Source organism: Streptomyces sp. NBC_01224 (assembly GCF_036002945.1).
Classification (GTDB): Bacteria; Actinomycetota; Actinomycetes; order Streptomycetales; family Streptomycetaceae; genus Streptomyces.
The window spans coordinates 3,061,573-3,079,520 of record NZ_CP108529.1 but is presented as its reverse complement, the minus strand read 5'-3'; the positions used below and the strand labels follow the sequence as shown (position 1 = coordinate 3,079,520).

The following is a 17,948-nucleotide window of genomic DNA, read 5'->3' as shown; positions in this document are numbered from 1 at the left end:
TGCGTCAACGTAAGTTGACGTCATGACCGAAGCAACGGATCTCGCCGCGCGCGCCGGTGACCACGACCCCCGGGTGGGGCTGCGGGCGGTCGCCGCACTGCGACGGCTGCTGGAGCAACTCGAAGCCGTGCAAGTCAGAAGCGCCCGCGTGAAGGGCTGGTCGTGGCAGGAGATCGCGGCCGAGCTGGGTGTCAGCCGACAGGCCGTGCACAAGAAGTACGGGAGGCATTGATGTTCGAACGATTCACCAAGAGCGCCCGGGCGACCGTGACCGGCGCCGTGACCCACGCCGAACGGACCGACGCCGAAGCGGTCACCGAGGAACATCTGCTGCTCGCCCTGCTGGACGGGCGGAGCGGCCGGGCCTCCTTCGCCATCACCTCGCTGGGCCTCGCCGACCGTCGCCCGGCGGTCGAGGCCGATCTGGTCACCGCGCGCCGCCGTGGCGGGCTGACCCGGGCCGATACGGACGCACTCGCCGGAATCGGCATCGACGTCGCCGAGATCGTCGCCCGTGTCGAGGAGGCCCACGGGGAGGGCGCGCTGGACAGGGCCCGGCGGCGCGGGGCGGGGCGTCGCCCGTTCACCCGCGGGTCGAAGGACGTCCTGACGAGGACGCTGCGGATCGCGGTGGGACGCGGAGACCGTTTCATCGGCGACGAGCACCTCCTTCTGGCGCTCACCGCCCGCCCCGGCGTGGTCGCCGATGTGCTAGCCGCACATGGCGCGACGTACGAGGCGGTGAACCGAGCGTTGTACGGGGACGGAGGCAGGGGCGGTCTCGGCCCGTCCGGGGTGTGAGGACCGGGACTCCGCCCCCGGCCCGCGTCAGCTCCCCGCGTCGTCCTTCCGCAGCAGCGCCCCGATGTGGGCCGCCGCCGTCGACAGGTGGCGGCGGGCCTCCGTCAGTTGCTCCTCCGTGACGCCCCGGTCCCGGGCCGCGTCGCGGATGTCGTCGCGGAAGCGGTCGAGCAGGCGGTCCAGATCGCGGACCGGGTCGCCGGTCCCTGCGGCGTCCTTGCCCCACTCGGGGTCGGCGTCGGCGGGCTCCGGCTTGATGTACGGGGGCCAGCTGCCCGTCCTCGCGAAGCTGCCCAGCTGACCGGTGATCTCGGCCAGTCCCTCCCGTACGCCCGAGGGCCAGTCGCCCCGCGTGAAGTGCTCCTGGACCTGGCGGGCGGCGTTCTGCATCTGCTCGCGCGCCCTGTCCTGGGCCTCCTTGGCCTGGCGGCGGGCCTGCTGGGCGTCCTCACGGGCGCGGCGGGACTCGTCCTTCGCCCGGCGGGCCTGCTCCTTCCACTCCTGCTTGGCCTTGCGCAGCTCCTCTTTCGCGGCGCGCCATGTCTCCTTGTCGCCGAAGTCGCCGAGGTCGCCGAAGGCGGACTCCCAGTCGCCCTTGCGGCCGGTGGGGCCGGTGGAGGTGTGCCTGGTCTCGTGCGCCGCAGCCCGCATCTCGCTGCGCAGCTTGCCGGCGGCGCCGCGTACATCGTCCCGGATCTCGGCGGCGAGTTCGGAGACGGATTCCCTGATCTCCAGTTCCAGATCGGCGAGTTCGCCCGTGCGGCCGGCCAGTTCGGCGCGGCCCGCTTCGGTGATCGAGTAGACCTTGCGGCCGCCCTCGGTGGCATGGGTGACGAGACCCTCGGCCTCCAGCTTGGCGAGGCGCGGATAGACCGTGCCCGCCGAGGGCGCGTACAACCCCTGGAAGCGCTCTTCCAGGAGTCGGATCACCTCGTAGCCATGGCGAGGGGCCTCGTCGAGCAGCTTCAGCAGATAGAGGCGGAGGCGGCCGTGGGCGAATACGGGAGGCATGTCAGAGCACCTTTCCGGTCGGCTCGGCATCGTAGGGATCGTCGGCGGCCGGTGGGCGGCGCAGCAGGGCGATCGATCCCGAGACGGTCGTCGCCCTCAGCTTCCCGGTCCCGGCTCCGAGCGTGCCGGTGATCTTCTTCGCCCCCCACTGGCCGCTGACCCGCAGATCCTCGAAGCCGTTGGAGACGGCGCCGCTCGCGGTGTTCGCCTCGACCGTCGCGTCCGCCGGGTGCGGCAGCCGGATGGCGACCTCGCCGGAGACCGTGGCCAGCTGGATGTCCGTGGGCTTCCCGGTCGGGTCCAGGTCCAGCACCATGTTGCCGCTGACCGACTCCGCCCGGACCGAGGCCCCGGCACCCTCGACGACCGTCAGATCGCCCGAGACCGTCTGGAAGCGCAGATCGCCGGTGACCGACTGGGCCTCCACGCTTCCGGAGACCGTCTCGGCCCGGACCGGACCTGCGAGCCCGACGAGCGTGGTGTCGCCGCTGACGCCCCGTACGTCCGTGCGCCCACGGATTCCTGATACGACGGCTCCGGCGCCGACCACGCCCACCTTCACCGCCGACCCGGCCGGCACGGCGAGCGAGACGACCGCGCTGCGGTGCCAGCCCTTGCGGTCGAACCACTTGAGGAAGTCGTTCCACGGCAGGCCCTCGTACGCGACCGTGAGGGCGCCGTCCTCCTGGGTCACGATCAGCGGCGGGCCCTCGATCGCGGAGATCTCCAGCCGGGCGGTCGGCTCCTCGGTGCCGACGACATTGACCGTGCCCCCGACGATGCGCACATTGAGCGACGTCACGGGGTCGTCGAAGGTCAGCTTCTGGGGCTCGGCGATGGCCCATGTCGACACAGGCATGGATCTGACCTCCCGGGGAGCGTGGAATGACGCAACATATCGCGTCTCTTGCAGAACACGATATATCGCGGATCGGGGAAGTCAAGGGGTCGGCTACCGGGCTTATACGCAGTGCGTCGGGCTTCGGCCCGGTGGTGCGAATCGGACGTGCTCCGCGTGTGGAGCCCAGCGTGACCGGGACCACAATGCGGGCCGGAACATCGGATCCGAGGGGCGGCGCATCCGCGCCGCCCGCCAGGCGGTACCACCCACCCCCGAGGCGGGGGCCTCGCGCCGGTAACGGTGTGAGTACACGCCGGCGGAGCACACGTAAGACCGCGGACCGTCCCGGCACAGTGCGCAAGGCCCACCCGCGGGTGGGAAGGAACCAGGAATCCGACCCAAGGCGATCCGCTCGCAGGGACGCCAGGGAGAGAATCCCCCGCACTCACGAGGGGGAGAAGGTCGAGTCCGGCTCGCGGACGGCACACCGGTCGGTGAGGACGAGGCCATGCGTACGTTCGCCGAGCGGCTGGGCCTGGACCCCGTACTGGATGTCCAGGCGCTCGAAGGGCTGACCCGCCCGGACCCGGACGCCGATGCCCGCATCCGGCTGCGCGGGCTGCTCGCCGTCCTCAGCCGCATCGGCCTGGCCCTCCCGTCCGGTCCGGACCCGGACACGCCCGGTGACCGCCTGTAGGCGGCGGCCGACCACCGGCCCGAAGCGGAACCGATCGCCTGGACCGGCCGGCGCGAGGCGGTGAAGGTCGAACTCGACGCGGTCGGGAGCAGCCGCCTCGGCTCCGGGGCCGCGCGGCCGCGGAGCCCGCGTACTGGGCGGCGCCCAGGTGGCGGCCGTGCTGCCGATCACCCTCTGGGGGATGAGCCGCCGCAGTGGCGGCTGGGTCTTGGCGGGGGCGCTGCTGATGACGCACGGAGCGCTCGGACTCGCCTACGACCGGTTCAGGGCCGACAGGGCCGATGGCGTCGGGCCGGCCTGACTACTCGTCCTCGTCCTCGTCGTCGAGACGGGCCAGCCAGGTGGCGAGGCGCTCGACCGGCACCTCGAAATCGGGATTGAGATCGACGAACGTACGCAGCTGCTCGGCGAGCCACTCGAAAGTGATCTCTTCCTCGCCTCGCCGCTTCTCCAGTTCCTCGATACCGCGGTCGGTGAAGTACATGCGGCAAGCCTAATGCCTGGTGACAGCCCCGCGAAGGCCGGGATCACGTCCTCGGGCGCGGTCCGCGGCAGCCGTGCGAGCCCGTCGAGAACCGGCCCGTCGCGCCCCGGCGTCATGGCCCATGTCTCTCGCATCGGCGGCGTACTGCCGTTAACCTGCGGGTAGTTGGGGGAACGGGGGGTTTCATGGGTGACGGCGGGGCTCGTATCACGCGTATCGAGATGCCGGACGGCACACCGGTCTGGGCGCGGATCTCCGGGGCGGAGGAGCTGACGAAGCCCGCCCGGGGGCCGGCGTTCACGGACATCGGCTACGGGGACTTCGCCGAGCAGGTGCAGGCCCGGGTCGAGAGCCTTCAGGCCGTCGTGACCAGCGTTGCGCGTTCGCTCGCCGAGCCGTTGCGGGCGGTGCGGCCCGACGAGGTCAGCGTCGAATTCGGCATCGAGCTCACCGCGAAGGCGGGCAAGGTCGTCGGCCTGCTCGCGGACGGCGAGGCCAAGGGCGGCATCAAAGTCACGCTGACGTGGAGCGGTGGCGGTCCGCCCGCCGATCCGACTCTCCCGGCGCAGACGGGGGCGCGTGGGGCGGGGCAGACCGCGCCGACGGCGGCTGGGCATTCCGCGGCGCCTGCGGCGGGGCAGACGCCGCCGCAGGCAGCCGCGCCCCCGGCCACGCAGGCCACCCCGCCCATGCCGCCCCCGCCCTCCTCGCCGCCCGGGCATCCGCCCGCGCCCACGGCACCACCGGCGGCGGTCCCCGGCGCATCCGCGGGGAATCCGGACGCCGGGGCATCCACCGGCGCACCGGCGCATCCGGACGGGCCCGGGCCGGACGCCGGAAGCCGGTCATGACCCAGCCGCCGGGCAGGGGCGCAGGGGGCGGCTCGGAGAGTACGTACCGTGCGCTGGCGGGCCTCGTGATGGCGGCGACCGTACGCATCCATCGCCCGGAGCCCGGGTATGCCCCTGACGGATCCGACAGAGGCTTCCTTGGGAGCGGCTTCTTCATCGCCCCGAGCTGGGTCCTCACGTGCGCGCACGTGGCGATGGAGGGGGAGGGGCGTCACGTGAACGTGGTCTTCAAGCCGGACCCGGGCAGCGCCGAGACCGCGGTCCAGGGCACCGTGGTCGCCGCCCTGCCCGAGGGCCGTCACGCCACGGCCGGGCCCGGCGGCGCACGGGTTCCGGCGCCGTCGGGCGGCTGGCCCGCCCCCGACCTCGCGCTCATCCGGCTCCTGCGGCCCGTCGAGCACCCCTGTGTGTACGTCACCGAGCGTCCGGCGGGCATGTTCGGCGGCGGCTCGGTCCTCTACACGGGCTGGACCGACGGCGGATCGGGGCAGCTGACCCGGTTCAGCGGGCGGTGCCAGGTGATGGGCACCTTCGGTGACTGGGCCGAGGACGACGAACAGATGCGGCTCGACGGCGACCGGATGTACCCGGGCCTGTCCGGCGGACCCGTGGTGGACCTGGCCCGCGGCGAGGTCGTCGGCGTACTCAAGTCACGCTCCGACGGCACGACCGGCGGGACCTCGATCGGCGTCGAGCGGCTGCGCACACTGCCCGTGCCCCCCGGGGCGGTCGCCGCCGAGTCCGACGACCCCTACCAGGCGGTGTTCCACGCCCACGACCGCTACCACGCCGACCGGCACACCAGCCCGGTCGGCACCGATCGGACCTGGGCCGATCTCCAGCGCGAACTGGGTGCCGGAGCAGGGCTCGCCCTCAGCCCCCAGCAACGCGTCGACCTGCTCGGCCGGCTCGCCGAACTCCCGCCCCCGCTCAGCACCCGCAGCCTCCTCGACCTCCTGGACCGGCTGCCGGACACCCACCCGGCCGAGCACCACGCGGCCCCGCGCGGCTGGCGCGACGGACTGGGGACGCTGTACGACGCTCCTGGCGGCGACGGCGCACTGGAACTGATCCTGCGCTACTGCATGAGCGCCATCTCCGCCGAACGCCCTTACGTCCTGCCGTCCACCCAGCTCGCCGAGGCATCCCTGTGGGAATGGGTGAAGCGGATGGCCGAGGACCGGCTCTCCCGCAAGTTCCGTCATGAGCTTGCCGGGCTCCGGCACAACGGCCGGCACGCCCCGGGCCTCGAACACCTGCGAACCCCGGCGCCGACGCTCGAAGCCGCCAGGACGCGCAGCGCCCCGTTCGTCCTGCTGGCGCTGGAGCCGCGCGGCTGGGAACGAGACCGCTACGACTGGCGGATCGGCGTCGCCCAGCACGGCGGGGACGTCCTGCCCGTCGCCGAGGACAGCCGGGGCACCGCATCAAAGGCCCTCCCGGCCCGGCTCGCGGGCCCGCTGGCGGAGGCGTTCCGACGGTGCGACGAACCCGACGACCCCGCCGTGCTCCAGGTCGCGGTGGACCAGGCCCTCATGGACCTGGAGGTCGACGGATGGCGGGTGCCGCCCGACGGGCGGCCGCTCGGAGTGCTGCGCCCCGTGGTCATCCGGCGCCTGGACCACCGCCCGCTTCCGGCCGATGACGGGATCGACGAGCGCGAGGCGCGCTGGAACCGGATCATGACCGCCGCGATGCGGGCCGCCGTCGTCGACTGCGAGGACGGAATGCGGGTACCCGTGCCCGTGGTGGAGGAGCTGCGCCAACTGGCGTACGAGACCGTCCCGGTGCTCTGCCGCTACGGTGAACGGGCCCACCCGGAGACCGCGGCCGGTCTCGGACGGGTGATCGACGGGGGTTTCGGGGTGGCCCTGTGGCGGCGCCGGGCGGCCGAGCAGGCCGCGGTCTGCACGGAATTCCACCGGCGCGCCGCCGATACGGTCGCCGAGGCCCGCGCCGCCGTTCAACTCCCGAAAAAAGTCCATGAGCTGAGGCAGGGGGTGTATGCGGGCCGTGCGGAGACGTACTGGTCGGACGGTGTCGCCCTGTTCTACGAAGATCCACACCATCCACTGCCCGGCTCCGGGCAGTTCCTTGAGGCGCCGTGAACGGCCGGGCCCTTACGGCGTGTACGCCGGATCGCTACCGTGATGCACGTTCGACTGCTGCCCCTGGCGGACGAGTGACGACGAGGAACGCGTTATGAGTGAACCCAGCGAGTGGCTCATCTACCGAGGGGCCGGCGAACCGCACGAGGGCATCGAGCAGCTGCCGCCCCCGCCGCCCTGGCGGGACTTCGCGGGCCGCGGCGCCCCGGACCCCGACGAGCCGGACGGGGACGGATCCGCCGACCGCCGCCTCGGCGGCTACCGGCACATCGCCGAACTCCACCGGCCGGGTGCCGAAGAGCTCGAAATGATCAACGCCGCGCTCTATCTGCGGCGTCCGCTGCTGGTCACCGGCAGCCCCGGCGCCGGAAAGAGCACGCTGGCCCACTCCGTCGCCCATGAGCTCGGGCTCGGCCGGGTCCTGCGCTGGCCCATCGTCAGCCGCTCGACGCTCCAGGACGGCCTCTACCACTACGACGCGATCGCCCGGCTCCAGGATGTACAGATCGCCGCGCACAGTGCGGCGGCCGGGGCGCCCGGCGCCGAATCGGCACAGAGCGTCGGCAGCTACATCCGGCTCGGGCCGCTCGGCACCGCGCTGCTGCCCTCGGACCGGCCGCGCGTACTGCTCATCGACGAGCTCGACAAGAGCGACATCGATCTGCCGAACGACCTGCTCAATGTGCTGGAGGAGGGCGAGTTCGCCATCCCCGAGCTGGAGCGGATCGCCGACCGGCTGCCCGACGGCGAGGCGGAGGTCCTCGACGACGACGGCAACAAGGTGAAGGTGAGGGGCGGCAGGGTGCAATGCCGGTCCTTCCCGTTCGTGGTGCTCACCAGCAACGGCGAGCGGGATTTCCCCGCGCCCCTGATGCGCCGCTGCATCCACCTGGAGCTCGGACGCCCCGACCACCAGCGGCTCGCGACCTTCGTACGCGCCCACCTGGGCGACGAGGCGGCGCGGTCCGGGGACGATCTCATCGCCCACTTCCTGGAGCGCTCCCGCAGTGAACTCCTCGCCACCGACCAGCTGTTGAACGCGATCTATCTCACCGATGCCGCCGCCCCGGCCGGCCGGGACCGCCTCGCCGACCTGCTCATTCAGCGACTCGACCGGCCGAGGTGATGCGCTGATGGCCGACGGCGAGGCGCGGCACGGACCGGATGAGGGACGCGGCCCCGGCGGCGGGCGGGATGACATCGTGGAGCCTTACGACGCTCACGTCCCGGGTGAGGCAATGGACACCGAGCCCGAAGCTCCGGAAGCTGTCGGGCCGGTGCCGGAGCCCGGTCGCGCGCCGCAGCAACAGCCGCAGCCGGACTCCGAGCCGTACGGCGGAGGCCTGCTGCCCGCATTCGTCGCCCGGTTACGCGAAGCCGGGCTCGACCCCGACGCCGAGCAGCTCTGCGACGCCCTCTGGCTGGCCCGCTGGACCCGCCACCCCGACGCGCCGGACGACGAGGACGACGCGGCCGCGCCGCTGCTGTCCGCTGCCCCCGCCCAGGCGGGCCGCCCGGACGGGCGGCCGTCCCCGCAGGTGACCGGACGGGACGAAGCCCCGGACCTCGCCCCGGACGACGACGAGCCCGCGGAACAGCGGGGCCTCGGCGACACCGACCGGCGGATCGCCCTCTATCCCGTACCCCGCACCGCGCCACCCGGCGGCCCCCGCCCGGACGGCCCGGCCGGGCGCGGACGGAGCGCCGCCCGGAACGGCCGGGCGAGAGCGCTCACCGTCGGCGTACCCGCCGCCCCCGCCCTCCCGGCGCCGCTCGAACTCCAGCGAGCCCTGCGCCCGTTGCAGCGCTACCGCCCGGCCGCGCCCCCGCTGCGCCGCACGCTCGACGAGACGGCGACCGCGGAGCTCAGCGCCCGCGCCGGTGGGATGATCATGCCGGTGTTCCGCGGTGCTTCCCGGGGCGAGGCGCTGCTGCAGTGCGTTATGGACGCCTCGTCCTCGATGCTGGTGTGGGACCGGATGTTCGGCGAACTGCAGGATATATTCGGGCAGTTGGGTGCCTTCCGGGATGTCCAGGTGCGCTATCTGCATCAGGGGCCCGACGGTGCGGCCGCAGTGAGCCGCAGCCCCGATCCGGCCGCCGCACCGCTGAACTCCGCGGACCGGCTGAGCGATCCGACCGGCCGTCGTGTCACCGTCCTCGTCAGCGACTGCGCCGGTCCGCTCTGGCACAGCGGCCGGGCTCACCGGCTGCTGCACCAGCTGGCCGGACAGGCCCCGGCCGCCGTGCTCCAGCCCCTGCCGCAGCGGATGTGGAACCGCACCAGGCTGCCGGTCACCTACGGTTCGCTGTCCCGGGGTGACGGGCCCGGCGGCGCCGCCGTGCTGAAGGTCACGGAGCACGCCGGAACGGGGCCCGCCGTGCACCCGGGCGCCCTCGCGATTCCCGTACTCCCGCCGGTGGAAGGCGCGTTGGCGGCCTGGGCGAGGCTGCTCTCCGGCACCGGTGCGGGGCGGATCTCCGGAGCCGTCGGCTGGGTGCGGGCCGATCAGCCCGCGGCGGCCGCGCAGCGCCCCGGCGACGGGCTGTCCTCACTCCAACTGGTCAGCCGCTTCCGCTCCGCGGCCTCTCCGGTCGCCGGACAGCTGGCCGTCTATCTCGCGGCGGCCCCGCTGTATCTGCCCGTGATGCAGCTGGTGCAGCGCACGATGCTGCCCCACTCCGGGCCCTCCGAACTCGCCGAGGTGCTGCTGAGCGGACTGCTGACGCGGAGCAAGGCCGAGGACGGCGGTGACGACGGCGGCCAGTGGTACGAGTTCGCGCCCGGAGTCCGGGAAGCGCTGCTCGGTCCGCTGGGCCGGGACGAGGCGCTGCTCGTACTCAAGCACTGCTCGCAGTACATCGAGCAGCGATTCGGGAAGGGCGGGCCGAACTTCCCTGCCCTCGCCTTCGCCCAGCTCGGAGAGGGCAGGGACGGACCGTCGCGGTCCACCCGGACCACGGACACCAGGGAGAACAGCGCGCCCGACGGGGAGATCGAGGAGGGTGACGAGAACGGGGAGAGCGGCGCAAGCGGCGGGTCGCGCGTCCCCCATCCCTTCGCCGAGGTCGCGGTCCGCGTACTGGAGCGTTTCATGCCCCTGCCCGAGCAGTTCGTCATCCAGACCGACCGGGACGGCTACCGGAGCCCCGGCCAGATGCCGAACGCGGCGGTGGAGAGCGCCCGCGTCCTCGTGCGGCACTTCGAATCGGACAGCATGGTGCAGTACCTGATCGATGCCGTGCAGCTGCTGCGGGGGGCCACGGAGCGCGAGGAGCAGCCGGGCGCCGACCCCGAACTGTGGGCGGAGTACTCGCGCTGCGTCCTGCGGCTGTGGGAGGTGCAGGGCGACGCCGAGCTGCTCCGCGAGGCCGAGTACGCCGCCGAACGGGCCGCCGCGCACCCCGGGGCGGCACGCGAACGGGCCGTACTGGCGAAGGTATTGCATGCCGCGGCCGACGACCGGCGGCGGCGCGGCGACCGGCGCGGCGCACTGGAGCTGCTGCGGCGCGCCGACCGCGAGTACACGGCCGCCTGCTCGGCCCCCGGCCTGGATCCCGCCGAGGCCCTCCGGCTCACGCTGGAGCGGGTCCGGGCCCTGGAGGCGCAGTGGCGGCTCGACGGCGACACCGCCCTGCTGCAGGCCGCGTACGGCATGCTGGAGGCGTTCGCCGACGTCTGGCCCGACCAGGAGAACCGGCCCCCCGCCCTGCCGCTGGCGCACGGTCGGACCCTGCTGAGACTGGCAGGGGCCACCGTCGACACCGAACAGTCCCGGGTGTACGCCGGTCAGGCGGCGCGCTCCTTGCGCACGGCGTTCGAGCAGGGCGGCGGCCGGCACACCATGGGCACCGAGGTGCGCATCCTGCTGGATCTGGTGGACGCCCTGCTCGCCTCCGGCGAGGAGCCGGACGAGGCGGCGACCCTGATCGAGCAGGCCCTGGCGACCGTACGGGAACAGCGGCTGCGCGCCCTGCTCCATACCCGGGCAGGCCGAGTCCGTGTCGCCCGTTACGAACACACCGGGAACCCGGATGAACTCGTCGACGCGGCCGACTGGTTCGCCCGCGCCGCGCGCGGCGTCCCGCGCGACTCGCAGGCTCACGCCGATCTGCTCGCCGAATGGGGCGCCACCCTGCTGCGCCGCGCCCAACTGCCCGACGGCCGCGCACACATCGGCGCCGCGGTGCGGGTGCTGCGCGACTGCCGTACGGAGACGGCGGCGGGCAGCGCGCGTCAGGCCGAGCGGCTGCTGATGCTGGGGCGGGCGCTGATGCTGCGGCACCGGGCCACCGAGGACCGGGTCGATCTGCGGGAGGCCGAGCATCTCTTCGGGCTCGCGACCCAGGAGGCGACCGACCCGCTGACCGCGGCGCGCTGCTGGCTGGAACTGGGCCTGTCCCACCTCGACGCCTCCCAGGTGCTGCACCGTCCGGCCCGGCTCGACGAGGCGGCCGAGGCGTTCCGGGGCGCGGCCGACGCGGCCGGCACGGCGGAAGCGGAGCTGGAGAGTTCACAACAGGTCCGGCAGGCGGTCGAGTTGGGTGGTACGGCCAACCACTGGCGGGGTATGACATACGAGAGGGCGGGACGTCCCCGGGCCGCACGCGAGGCATACCGGGCGGCCCGCCGGGAATGGCGCAAACTGCCGGACGGCGGCGGCGCGGCGGGCGAAGCGACCGCCGAGCGGCTGGCCGAGCTGGAGCGCTGAGTGCCGGGCGGGAGCGATTGGGCGGCGCGGCCCCGGTGTGATGCGCCGTGGGCGGCGCGCGCTGTGCACGACCGGCGCACGACCGACGCCGGTCGATGGCATGCTCAAGAAGGCGTATGGCGGATTGTGCGGGGCATCGGTACAGATGTGACCGGTGCGACTCATACCGGAGCCGGCAGTACGTGCGCCATCGCAACGCGAGCAGATGTACGTGTGTCAGGGACGCGGGCTCAACGGGATGCGCTCAACGGCGAGCGAGTCACCACAGGCCCGATGCGGCAGTACGCAGTAGGGGGAGGCGTGATGAGCGAGTCGATACGCAACGGCGGACCGGTCGGTGGGCCGTCCGGCGGGCCGGATGCGCTGCCGGATCTGCTGGAACTCGATCTGGAGGCGCTGCGGACGCTGGACCACCCGGTGCTCAGCGAGGTGGTCGCGGATCTGTGCGGCCGGGCCGAGCAGCCGCGGGAGATGCTGTGGGGATTCAACAACGCCTTCTGAGGCGGGGTGCCTCGCAGCTCCGCGAGACGGGGCCGGAGCCGCAGGGTTTCGGTCCGGGACCCGGTTGAACAGGACATCGAGGCCCGGGACGGGTTTGCCCGCACGGCAGGCCTGGGATAATCGCCTCGGGCCGGCAACGGGGGCCGTCCCGGCAGACATGCAGCACGGGGGTGCCGGAGTGTCTCGACAGGCGACGCCGCGCACACCCCGGCGCGTGGACACCGGTACCGCGGGCCGACTCCCGGTCCCCTTCGGGCAGTTCATCGTCAAGGTGCACGGCCGGTGCAATCTGGCCTGCCGCTACTGCTACCTCTACGCGGGCCCCGACCGCACCTGGCGCGCCCGCCCGGCCGCCGCCGCGCCCGCCGTCCTGGAGCGCACCGCGGACCGGATCGCCGAACACGCCGCGGCCCACGGACTGCGCAACGTCGCCCTCGTCCTGCACGGTGGCGAACCTCTCCTCGCGGGCGTCGACCGGCTGGCCGCCCTCGCCGACCGGGTACGGGACGTGGTGCCCGCGGACTGCACCGTCCACACCACCGTGCAGACCAACGCCACCCTGCTGACCGACGCCCGCATCGCCGCCCTCGCCCGGCACGGCATACGCATAGGCATCAGCCTCGACGGCGGTCTGGCCGCACACAACACCCGGCGCACCGACCACGCGGGACGACCCTCCTGGCCCGCCGCCTCGCGCGGCGCCCGGATCCTCGCCGACCGCCACCCCGACGCGTACGCGGGCATCCTCACCGTCGTCGACCCGCAGACCGACCCGGTCGAGATGTACGAGTCGCTGCTCACCCTGCGCCCACCGGCCCTGGACCTGCTGCTGCCGCACGGCAACTGGACGAACCCCCCGCCGGGCCTGCCCGATTCGGGGGCGGCCCCCACGGGGCCCGGACCAGGCCGCCCGACCCCGTACGGCGACTGGCTCACCACCGTCTTCGACCGCTGGTGGCCGACCGGGCACAGGGAGACCCGAGTGCGGCTCTTCGAGGAGTGCATCGCCCTGCTGTTGGGCCTGCCCGCCGCAACCGAATCCCTCGGTCTCGACCCCGTCAACGCGATCGTGGTCGAGACCGACGGGACGATCGAGCAGGTGGACTCCCTCAAGTCCGCCTACGACACGGCCGCCGCCACCGGGCTCGACATCTTCCGCCACACCTTCGACGATGCCCTGCGCCACCCCGGCGTCGCTGCCCGCCAGGCAGGCGCCGACGCGCTCGCCCCCGCCTGCCGCGCCTGCCCGCTGCTGAACGTCTGCGGCGGCGGCCACTACGCACACCGCTACCGCGCAGACAACGGCTTCACCAACCCGTCCGTCTACTGCGCCGATCTCGAACGGCTGGTGCGCCACATCGCGGGCCGGCTGCACGACGCAACCGCAGGAGCACACCGATGAGCCCCCCACTCCCGAACCACATGCTGCGCCAACTCGGCCGCACCGAGGGCGACGCCGAAACCCTCCGCTTTCTCGTTCGCGACCAGGACACCCGCCGGCTCCTCCTTCTGCGCGCTCTGCTCGACGCAGCCGAGGCCGCCCCCGCGACCATCTGTCCGCCCCGGGCGCTCGACCGGCTGCGCCAGGACTGGGCGCTGCTGGAGAAGGCCGAACGCGCGGACCGAGCCGCCGTGCGCACCGTCCTGTTCCACCCTCTTGCCGGGCCCTGGGCGCAGCGCTGCCTGCGCGGCCTCACCGGAGCCACCTCCGGCACCGGACTCCCGGCAGACCTCGACCACTTGAGCGCACTCTCCGCCGCGGCGGCGATCCGCGGCCGGGTCGCGTTCAGCGCCCGGCTCACCGCTCGCGACGGGCTGTTGTCCCTGCCCACCCTGGGGGCCCTGCGCACGCCCCCCGGACCGGTGTTCATCGACTTCTCCGACGGCGAGGCGACGCTATGCCCGCCGACCGGCGAGCCGTCTCTCACCGTGCACGCGCATCGGGACGGGACGACCGGCTCGCCCGACCCCCGCTGGCTGCCCGTCCACGCCCTGCCCGCCGTGCTGCCCGGTATCGGACCCGTACCCCTGGACGACGTCGACCCGTACCGCATCGAGGGTGGCGGACTCCAGCACCACGGACTCAGCGCCGCCACCCATATCGACGACCACGAACGCAAGGCCTGGACCGAGTCCTGGTCCGGAGTGGAGCCCCTGCTCCGCATCGGCGGCGAGCACCGCCTGACCGAAACGGCCGTGCTGTTGCGCTGCCTGATACCGCTCGGCCCCCCACCCGGCTCCGGGCCCACGGGCGAGGGCGCGGCGCACTGCAGCGGCACCAGGCGCGAGGCGTTCGGCGCCGTCCTCAGCAGCAGGCCGGCCACCCCCGCCTACTTCGCCTCCACGCTCGTCCACGAACTCCAGCACACCAAACTGGCCGCGCTCGGAGCCCTCGTGCCGCTGCACCACGAGGACGCGACACCACGCCACTTCGCCCCCTGGCGCTCCGACCCACGGCCCTTCGACGGCCTCCTCCAGGGCGCCTACTCGCACATCGCACTCGCCGACTACTGGCAGCGGTTCGCGCTCGGCGCGCAACGCGTCACCCACCGCGACCTGGCCTGGGCCGAGCACGCCCGCTGCCGCGAACAGGTCGGGGCCGTACTGCCCGTGCTGGCCGGATCGGCGGCGCTGACCAGCGAAGGCCGGGTGGTGGTCAACGAGATGATCACGCTCTACCACCGTCTGGACGATTGTCCGCCTCCCACGGGTCATCTCGCGCGCGCGGAGGCGTACGTGGCCACCGCGAAGGTGATATGGCAGCAGAGGAACGGCTCGCGAAGGCAGTGAGCGGCCCCGTGACACCGGCCGGAGCGACCATGCTCCGGTGTATGTTGAAAAGGCTCGCATCGAGGCAGGGAGACGGTTGAATGCCCGGAACGCGTAAGCAAGTTGGAACAACCGGGGCGCAGACCGTCACCATCAGTTTCGCCGGTTTCAACCGCGCCTGGGCGGCATGGATCGGAGACCGTCTGGAGCGCCGTGGAGTGACGGTCGTCCACCAGCGCTGGGACCCCCCGGTGGAGGTTCCGCTGGAGGAGTCGCTGCGGGATCTGACGCTGTCGCGCGGCCGCGTCCTGGTGATCCTCAGCGACTGGTACTTCCAGCTCGGCCCCCGCACCCACGACGAGTGGAACAGGGCCCTGCGGGAGGTCGTCGCCTCCGACCCCGACCGCTTCGCGGCCGTCAGCGTCACCACCTCCGCGCTGCCCGGCGCCACCTCGGTCTTCGGCGCGGCCGACCTGACCAACGTCGGCGCCGACGAGGCCGAGCGGCGGCTGCTGGTCCGTCTGGGCCTGCCCACCGACCCGCTGCCCGAGCCCGTCGAGGCCAGGCAGGGACCCCGGTTTCCGGCCGATACCCCCGAGGTGTGGGGCGGGGTGCCGAGGCGCAACACCCGGTTCACCGGCCGGGAGGAGCTGCTCAGCAAGGCGTACCAGGCCCTCCAGGACGCCGGACCCGGCGCCGGGGTCGTGACGCTGCACGGCATGTCCGGCGTCGGGAAGACCCAGTTGGCAGCCGAGTACGTCTACCGTTTCGGTTCCGAGTACGACGTGGTGTGGTGGGTGCCCGCCGACCGCCGCGCCCTCTACCGTCAGAAGCTCGCCGAACTCGCCCCCGAACTGGGTCTGTCCACCGGCGCCGAGTACGGCGAACGGCTGCGCGCGGTACGTGACGCGCTGCGCCGCGGCGAGCCCCACTCCCACTGGCTCCTGGTCCTCGACGGCGCCGACGAACCCGAACACATCTGGGACCTGGTGCCGACCGGCCCCGGACATGTCCTGATCACCTCCCGCAACCCTGAGTGGAGCGAGCACAACAGCAACCTCGTCGAGGTCCCGGTCTACGACCGCGAGGAGTCGGTCGCCTTCATCCGCCGCCGGGCCCCGCGCCTGACCCCGGCCGAGGCCGACCAGCTCGCCGACGCACTCGAAGACCTCCCGCTGCTCCTCGACCAGACCGCCGGCTGGCTCAACGACTCCGACATGTCGGTCGGGGAGTACATCGAGCTCCTCGAAGGCGGCATCGACCAGGACGTCGTCAAGGTCTCCGCGGACTTCCCGCTCGCCTTCCAGACCGCCTGGTCGATACTGCTGAACAAGCTCAAGGACACCGTCCCCGAGTCCGTCGACCTGCTGCGCCTGTGCAGCTTCTTCGCACCCGGCTCCATCCCCGTACGGCTGCTGAAGGAGATGCCCCCCGGCGAGCTGCCGGAACAGCTCTCCGGCCTGATGAACGACCCGCTGCTGTGGAACAGGGCGATCGGCCAGCTCCGCCAGTACTCCGTGGTCCGTCTGGAGTCCCACGAATCGGTCGTCGACGAGGCGTCGTCCGGCGAATCGCTCTACATGCACCGCATGGTCCACCAGATCATCGGCAAGGACATGCCGGAACGGGACCGCCGGGAGTTCATCCACGTGGTCCGCCGGGCCCTCGCGGCCGCGGACCCCGGCCGGCCCACCGACACCCGTCTGTGGCCCGCCTACGCCGAGATCACCCCGCACCTGAAATGGGCCGACGTGCTGCGGAGCACCGACCCGGCGGTCCAGAGCCTGGTGCTCAACTGCCTGCGCTACATGTACCTCTCGGGGGAGTACCGGGCCGGCATCAAGCTGGGTGAACGCGCCATGAAGGCATGGCGGGAACTCCTCGGCGAGGACCACCCCAGGGTCTGGGACCTCAGCTACAACTACGCCAACGTGCTGCGGGCCGTGGGCGACTACGCCGGTACGGAAGCCATCGAACGGGCCGCTGTCGACCATCTGCGCGACGAACGCGGCGCACAGGACCTGGAACACCTGCGGGCCGCCGGTGGCCTCGCTGCCGACCTGCGTGGCCTCGGCCGCTACGACGAGGCGCTGGAGATGTCGACCTGGATCCTCGGCGCCTACCGCGAACTGCTGGGCGACCAGGACTCGCGCACGCTCAACGCGCAGAACAACCTGGCCATTTCGCTGCGGTTGCTCGGCCGCTACGAGGAATCCCTGGAGCTCAACCGGCGGACCCTGGAGGCCCGGCGGCAACTGCTGCGTCCGCGCCACAGCTGGACGCTCTACTCCGAGATCAACTACGCCACCGACCTGCGCCTGCTCGGCCGCTACGGCGAGGCCGAATCGCTCCAGAGCCAGAGCGCCCGCGTCCACCGGCTCGTGATGGGGCACGACAATCCGCAGACCCTGCGGGCCGAACACAACCTCGCCCTCTGCCAGTACCGCTTGGGGGAGCGCGCCAGGGCCGCGACGCTGTTCACCCGCGTCCTGGAGCGAAGCGAACGTGTGCTCGGCGAGGACGATCCCCTGACGATGATGTTCGCGGCCAGCCAGAGCTGCTTCGCCCGTGAGCACGCGGACATCGACCAGGCCAGGGACATAAGCGAGAAGGTCGTCCGGGGCTATGTGGACATGCTCGGCGAAGGGCACCCGTACGTGGCGGGCAGCCGCGCCAACCATGCTCTGATCCTCCGCAACGTGGGGGAGCGGGATCATGCGTACACCCTCCTGGAAGAGGCGCTCGCCGACATGACCCGGGCCGTGGGTGAGAACCACCCCTGGACCCTCGGCTGCGCGATCAACGCCTCGGCGCTGCGCAACCTGGTGGGCGATCCGGAATCGGCCGCCGCGCTGACGGACTCGATCATCACCAGGGCCATCGAGGCCCTCGGCCGGACCCATCCGCTGACTCTTTCCGCCCGGATCGCCCACGCCGCGGACCTCCGGGGTGTCCGGGACCGGCGGCGGGCCGAGAAGGTCGAGAACGAGGCGCTGGACGACCTGGTGGCCACACTTGGCGCCCAGCACGTCCATACGGTCTCGGCGCGTTCCCGTAACCGTCCGTTCTGGGACTTCGAGCCCCCGTTCATCTGACCTGGTTCACGGAAAGCCCCGAGATAATTGAGTGAGCGTCAGTATCCTTGAGAGATAAGCCAGTTGCTGTGGTCAGGG

Annotated in this window: 13 protein-coding genes and 1 pseudogene; 11 read left to right on the top strand and 3 right to left on the bottom strand. The window is 72.5% G+C overall.

The window, feature by feature from the left end; genetic code table 11:
• Positions 1-22 precede the first annotated feature (22 nt).
• Both OG609_RS13125 and OG609_RS13120 read left to right on the top strand, forming a co-directional pair.
• Positions 23-232: a sigma factor-like helix-turn-helix DNA-binding protein gene (locus tag OG609_RS13125; protein ID WP_093899545.1), complete on the top strand. Its 210-nt coding sequence runs from the start codon at positions 23-25 to the stop codon at positions 230-232.
• Positions 232-801 carry a Clp protease N-terminal domain-containing protein gene (locus OG609_RS13120; RefSeq protein ID WP_327272972.1) on the top strand — a complete coding sequence of 190 codons (570 nt, stop codon included), beginning with the start codon at positions 232-234 and terminating at the stop codon, positions 799-801. The genes OG609_RS13125 and OG609_RS13120 overlap by 1 nt, the downstream gene beginning before the upstream one ends.
• Before the next feature lie 27 nt (positions 802-828).
• On the opposite strand, the gene OG609_RS13115 is transcribed toward OG609_RS13120, so the two are convergent.
• Both OG609_RS13115 and OG609_RS13110 read right to left on the bottom strand, forming a co-directional pair.
• Positions 829-1,812: a PadR family transcriptional regulator gene (locus OG609_RS13115; RefSeq protein ID WP_327272971.1), complete on the bottom strand. Its 984-nt coding sequence runs from the start codon at positions 1,810-1,812 to the stop codon at positions 829-831.
• Between the two features lies 1 nt (position 1,813).
• A complete protein-coding gene (locus OG609_RS13110; protein ID WP_327272970.1) occupies positions 1,814-2,671 on the bottom strand; it encodes a DUF4097 family beta strand repeat-containing protein in 858 nt (285 codons plus the stop codon).
• 442 nt (positions 2,672-3,113) lie between these two features.
• On the opposite strand from OG609_RS13110, the pseudogene OG609_RS13105 reads away from it, so the two are divergent.
• Positions 3,114-3,651: pseudogene (locus OG609_RS13105) on the top strand (hypothetical protein); the annotation flags it as partial.
• Here the strand turns inward: OG609_RS13105 and OG609_RS13100 are convergent.
• The gene (locus tag OG609_RS13100) at positions 3,652-3,834 is read right to left on the bottom strand and encodes a DUF6104 family protein (RefSeq protein WP_014176503.1); all 183 of its coding nucleotides are present in this window, start codon (positions 3,832-3,834) and stop codon (positions 3,652-3,654) included.
• 185 nt (positions 3,835-4,019) lie between these two features.
• Here OG609_RS13100 and OG609_RS13095 point away from each other — a divergent pair, with 185 nt between their 5' ends.
• From OG609_RS13095 to fxsT, 8 genes are all read left to right on the top strand, one after another.
• Positions 4,020-4,685 (top strand): CU044_2847 family protein, encoded by a 666-nt coding sequence (locus tag OG609_RS13095; protein WP_327272969.1) that lies wholly within the window; start codon positions 4,020-4,022, stop codon positions 4,683-4,685.
• Complete coding sequence (locus tag OG609_RS13090; protein ID WP_327272968.1) at positions 4,682-6,793, top strand: VMAP-C domain-containing protein; 2,112 nt, start codon at positions 4,682-4,684, stop codon at positions 6,791-6,793. Before OG609_RS13095 ends, OG609_RS13090 begins: the two co-directional genes overlap by 4 nt.
• 94 nt (positions 6,794-6,887) lie before the next feature.
• The gene (locus tag OG609_RS13085) at positions 6,888-7,919 is read left to right on the top strand and encodes an AAA family ATPase (RefSeq protein ID WP_327272967.1); all 1,032 of its coding nucleotides are present in this window, start codon (positions 6,888-6,890) and stop codon (positions 7,917-7,919) included.
• Between the two features lie 7 nt (positions 7,920-7,926).
• The gene (locus tag OG609_RS13080) at positions 7,927-11,505 is read left to right on the top strand and encodes an SAV_2336 N-terminal domain-related protein (protein ID WP_327272966.1); all 3,579 of its coding nucleotides are present in this window, start codon (positions 7,927-7,929) and stop codon (positions 11,503-11,505) included.
• Between the two features lie 303 nt (positions 11,506-11,808).
• Positions 11,809-12,006 carry an FxSxx-COOH cyclophane-containing RiPP peptide gene (fxsA, locus tag OG609_RS13075; protein ID WP_327272965.1) on the top strand — a complete coding sequence of 66 codons (198 nt, stop codon included), beginning with the start codon at positions 11,809-11,811 and terminating at the stop codon, positions 12,004-12,006.
• Between the two features lie 157 nt (positions 12,007-12,163).
• The gene (locus tag OG609_RS13070) at positions 12,164-13,408 is read left to right on the top strand and encodes an FxsB family cyclophane-forming radical SAM/SPASM peptide maturase (RefSeq protein WP_385656132.1); all 1,245 of its coding nucleotides are present in this window, start codon (positions 12,164-12,166) and stop codon (positions 13,406-13,408) included.
• A complete protein-coding gene (locus OG609_RS13065; protein WP_327272963.1) occupies positions 13,405-14,796 on the top strand; it encodes an aKG-HExxH-type peptide beta-hydroxylase in 1,392 nt (463 codons plus the stop codon). Before OG609_RS13070 ends, OG609_RS13065 begins: the two co-directional genes overlap by 4 nt.
• Positions 14,797-14,876: 80 nt before the next feature.
• Positions 14,877-17,870, top strand: coding sequence for an FxSxx-COOH system tetratricopeptide repeat protein (gene fxsT, locus OG609_RS13060; RefSeq protein WP_327272962.1), 2,994 nt, complete (start codon positions 14,877-14,879; stop codon positions 17,868-17,870).
• Positions 17,871-17,948: the final 78 nt, after the last annotated feature.

Coding starts and splice junctions, on each gene's coding strand:
- OG609_RS13110 (WP_327272970.1), bottom strand. CDS start 2,671: ATGCCTGTGTCGACATGGGCCATCGCCGAGCCCCAGAAGCTGACCTTC.
- OG609_RS13065 (WP_327272963.1), top strand. CDS start 13,405: ATGAGCCCCCCACTCCCGAACCACATGCTGCGCCAACTCGGCCGCACC.
- OG609_RS13120 (WP_327272972.1), top strand. CDS start 232: ATGTTCGAACGATTCACCAAGAGCGCCCGGGCGACCGTGACCGGCGCC.
- OG609_RS13085 (WP_327272967.1), top strand. CDS start 6,888: ATGAGTGAACCCAGCGAGTGGCTCATCTACCGAGGGGCCGGCGAACCG.
- fxsA (WP_327272965.1), top strand. CDS start 11,809: ATGAGCGAGTCGATACGCAACGGCGGACCGGTCGGTGGGCCGTCCGGC.
- OG609_RS13090 (WP_327272968.1), top strand. CDS start 4,682: ATGACCCAGCCGCCGGGCAGGGGCGCAGGGGGCGGCTCGGAGAGTACG.
- fxsT (WP_327272962.1), top strand. CDS start 14,877: ATGCCCGGAACGCGTAAGCAAGTTGGAACAACCGGGGCGCAGACCGTC.
- OG609_RS13125 (WP_093899545.1), top strand. CDS start 23: ATGACCGAAGCAACGGATCTCGCCGCGCGCGCCGGTGACCACGACCCC.
- OG609_RS13100 (WP_014176503.1), bottom strand. CDS start 3,834: ATGTACTTCACCGACCGCGGTATCGAGGAACTGGAGAAGCGGCGAGGC.
- OG609_RS13070 (WP_385656132.1), top strand. CDS start 12,164: ATGCAGCACGGGGGTGCCGGAGTGTCTCGACAGGCGACGCCGCGCACA.
- OG609_RS13115 (WP_327272971.1), bottom strand. CDS start 1,812: ATGCCTCCCGTATTCGCCCACGGCCGCCTCCGCCTCTATCTGCTGAAG.
- OG609_RS13095 (WP_327272969.1), top strand. CDS start 4,020: ATGGGTGACGGCGGGGCTCGTATCACGCGTATCGAGATGCCGGACGGC.
- OG609_RS13080 (WP_327272966.1), top strand. CDS start 7,927: ATGGCCGACGGCGAGGCGCGGCACGGACCGGATGAGGGACGCGGCCCC.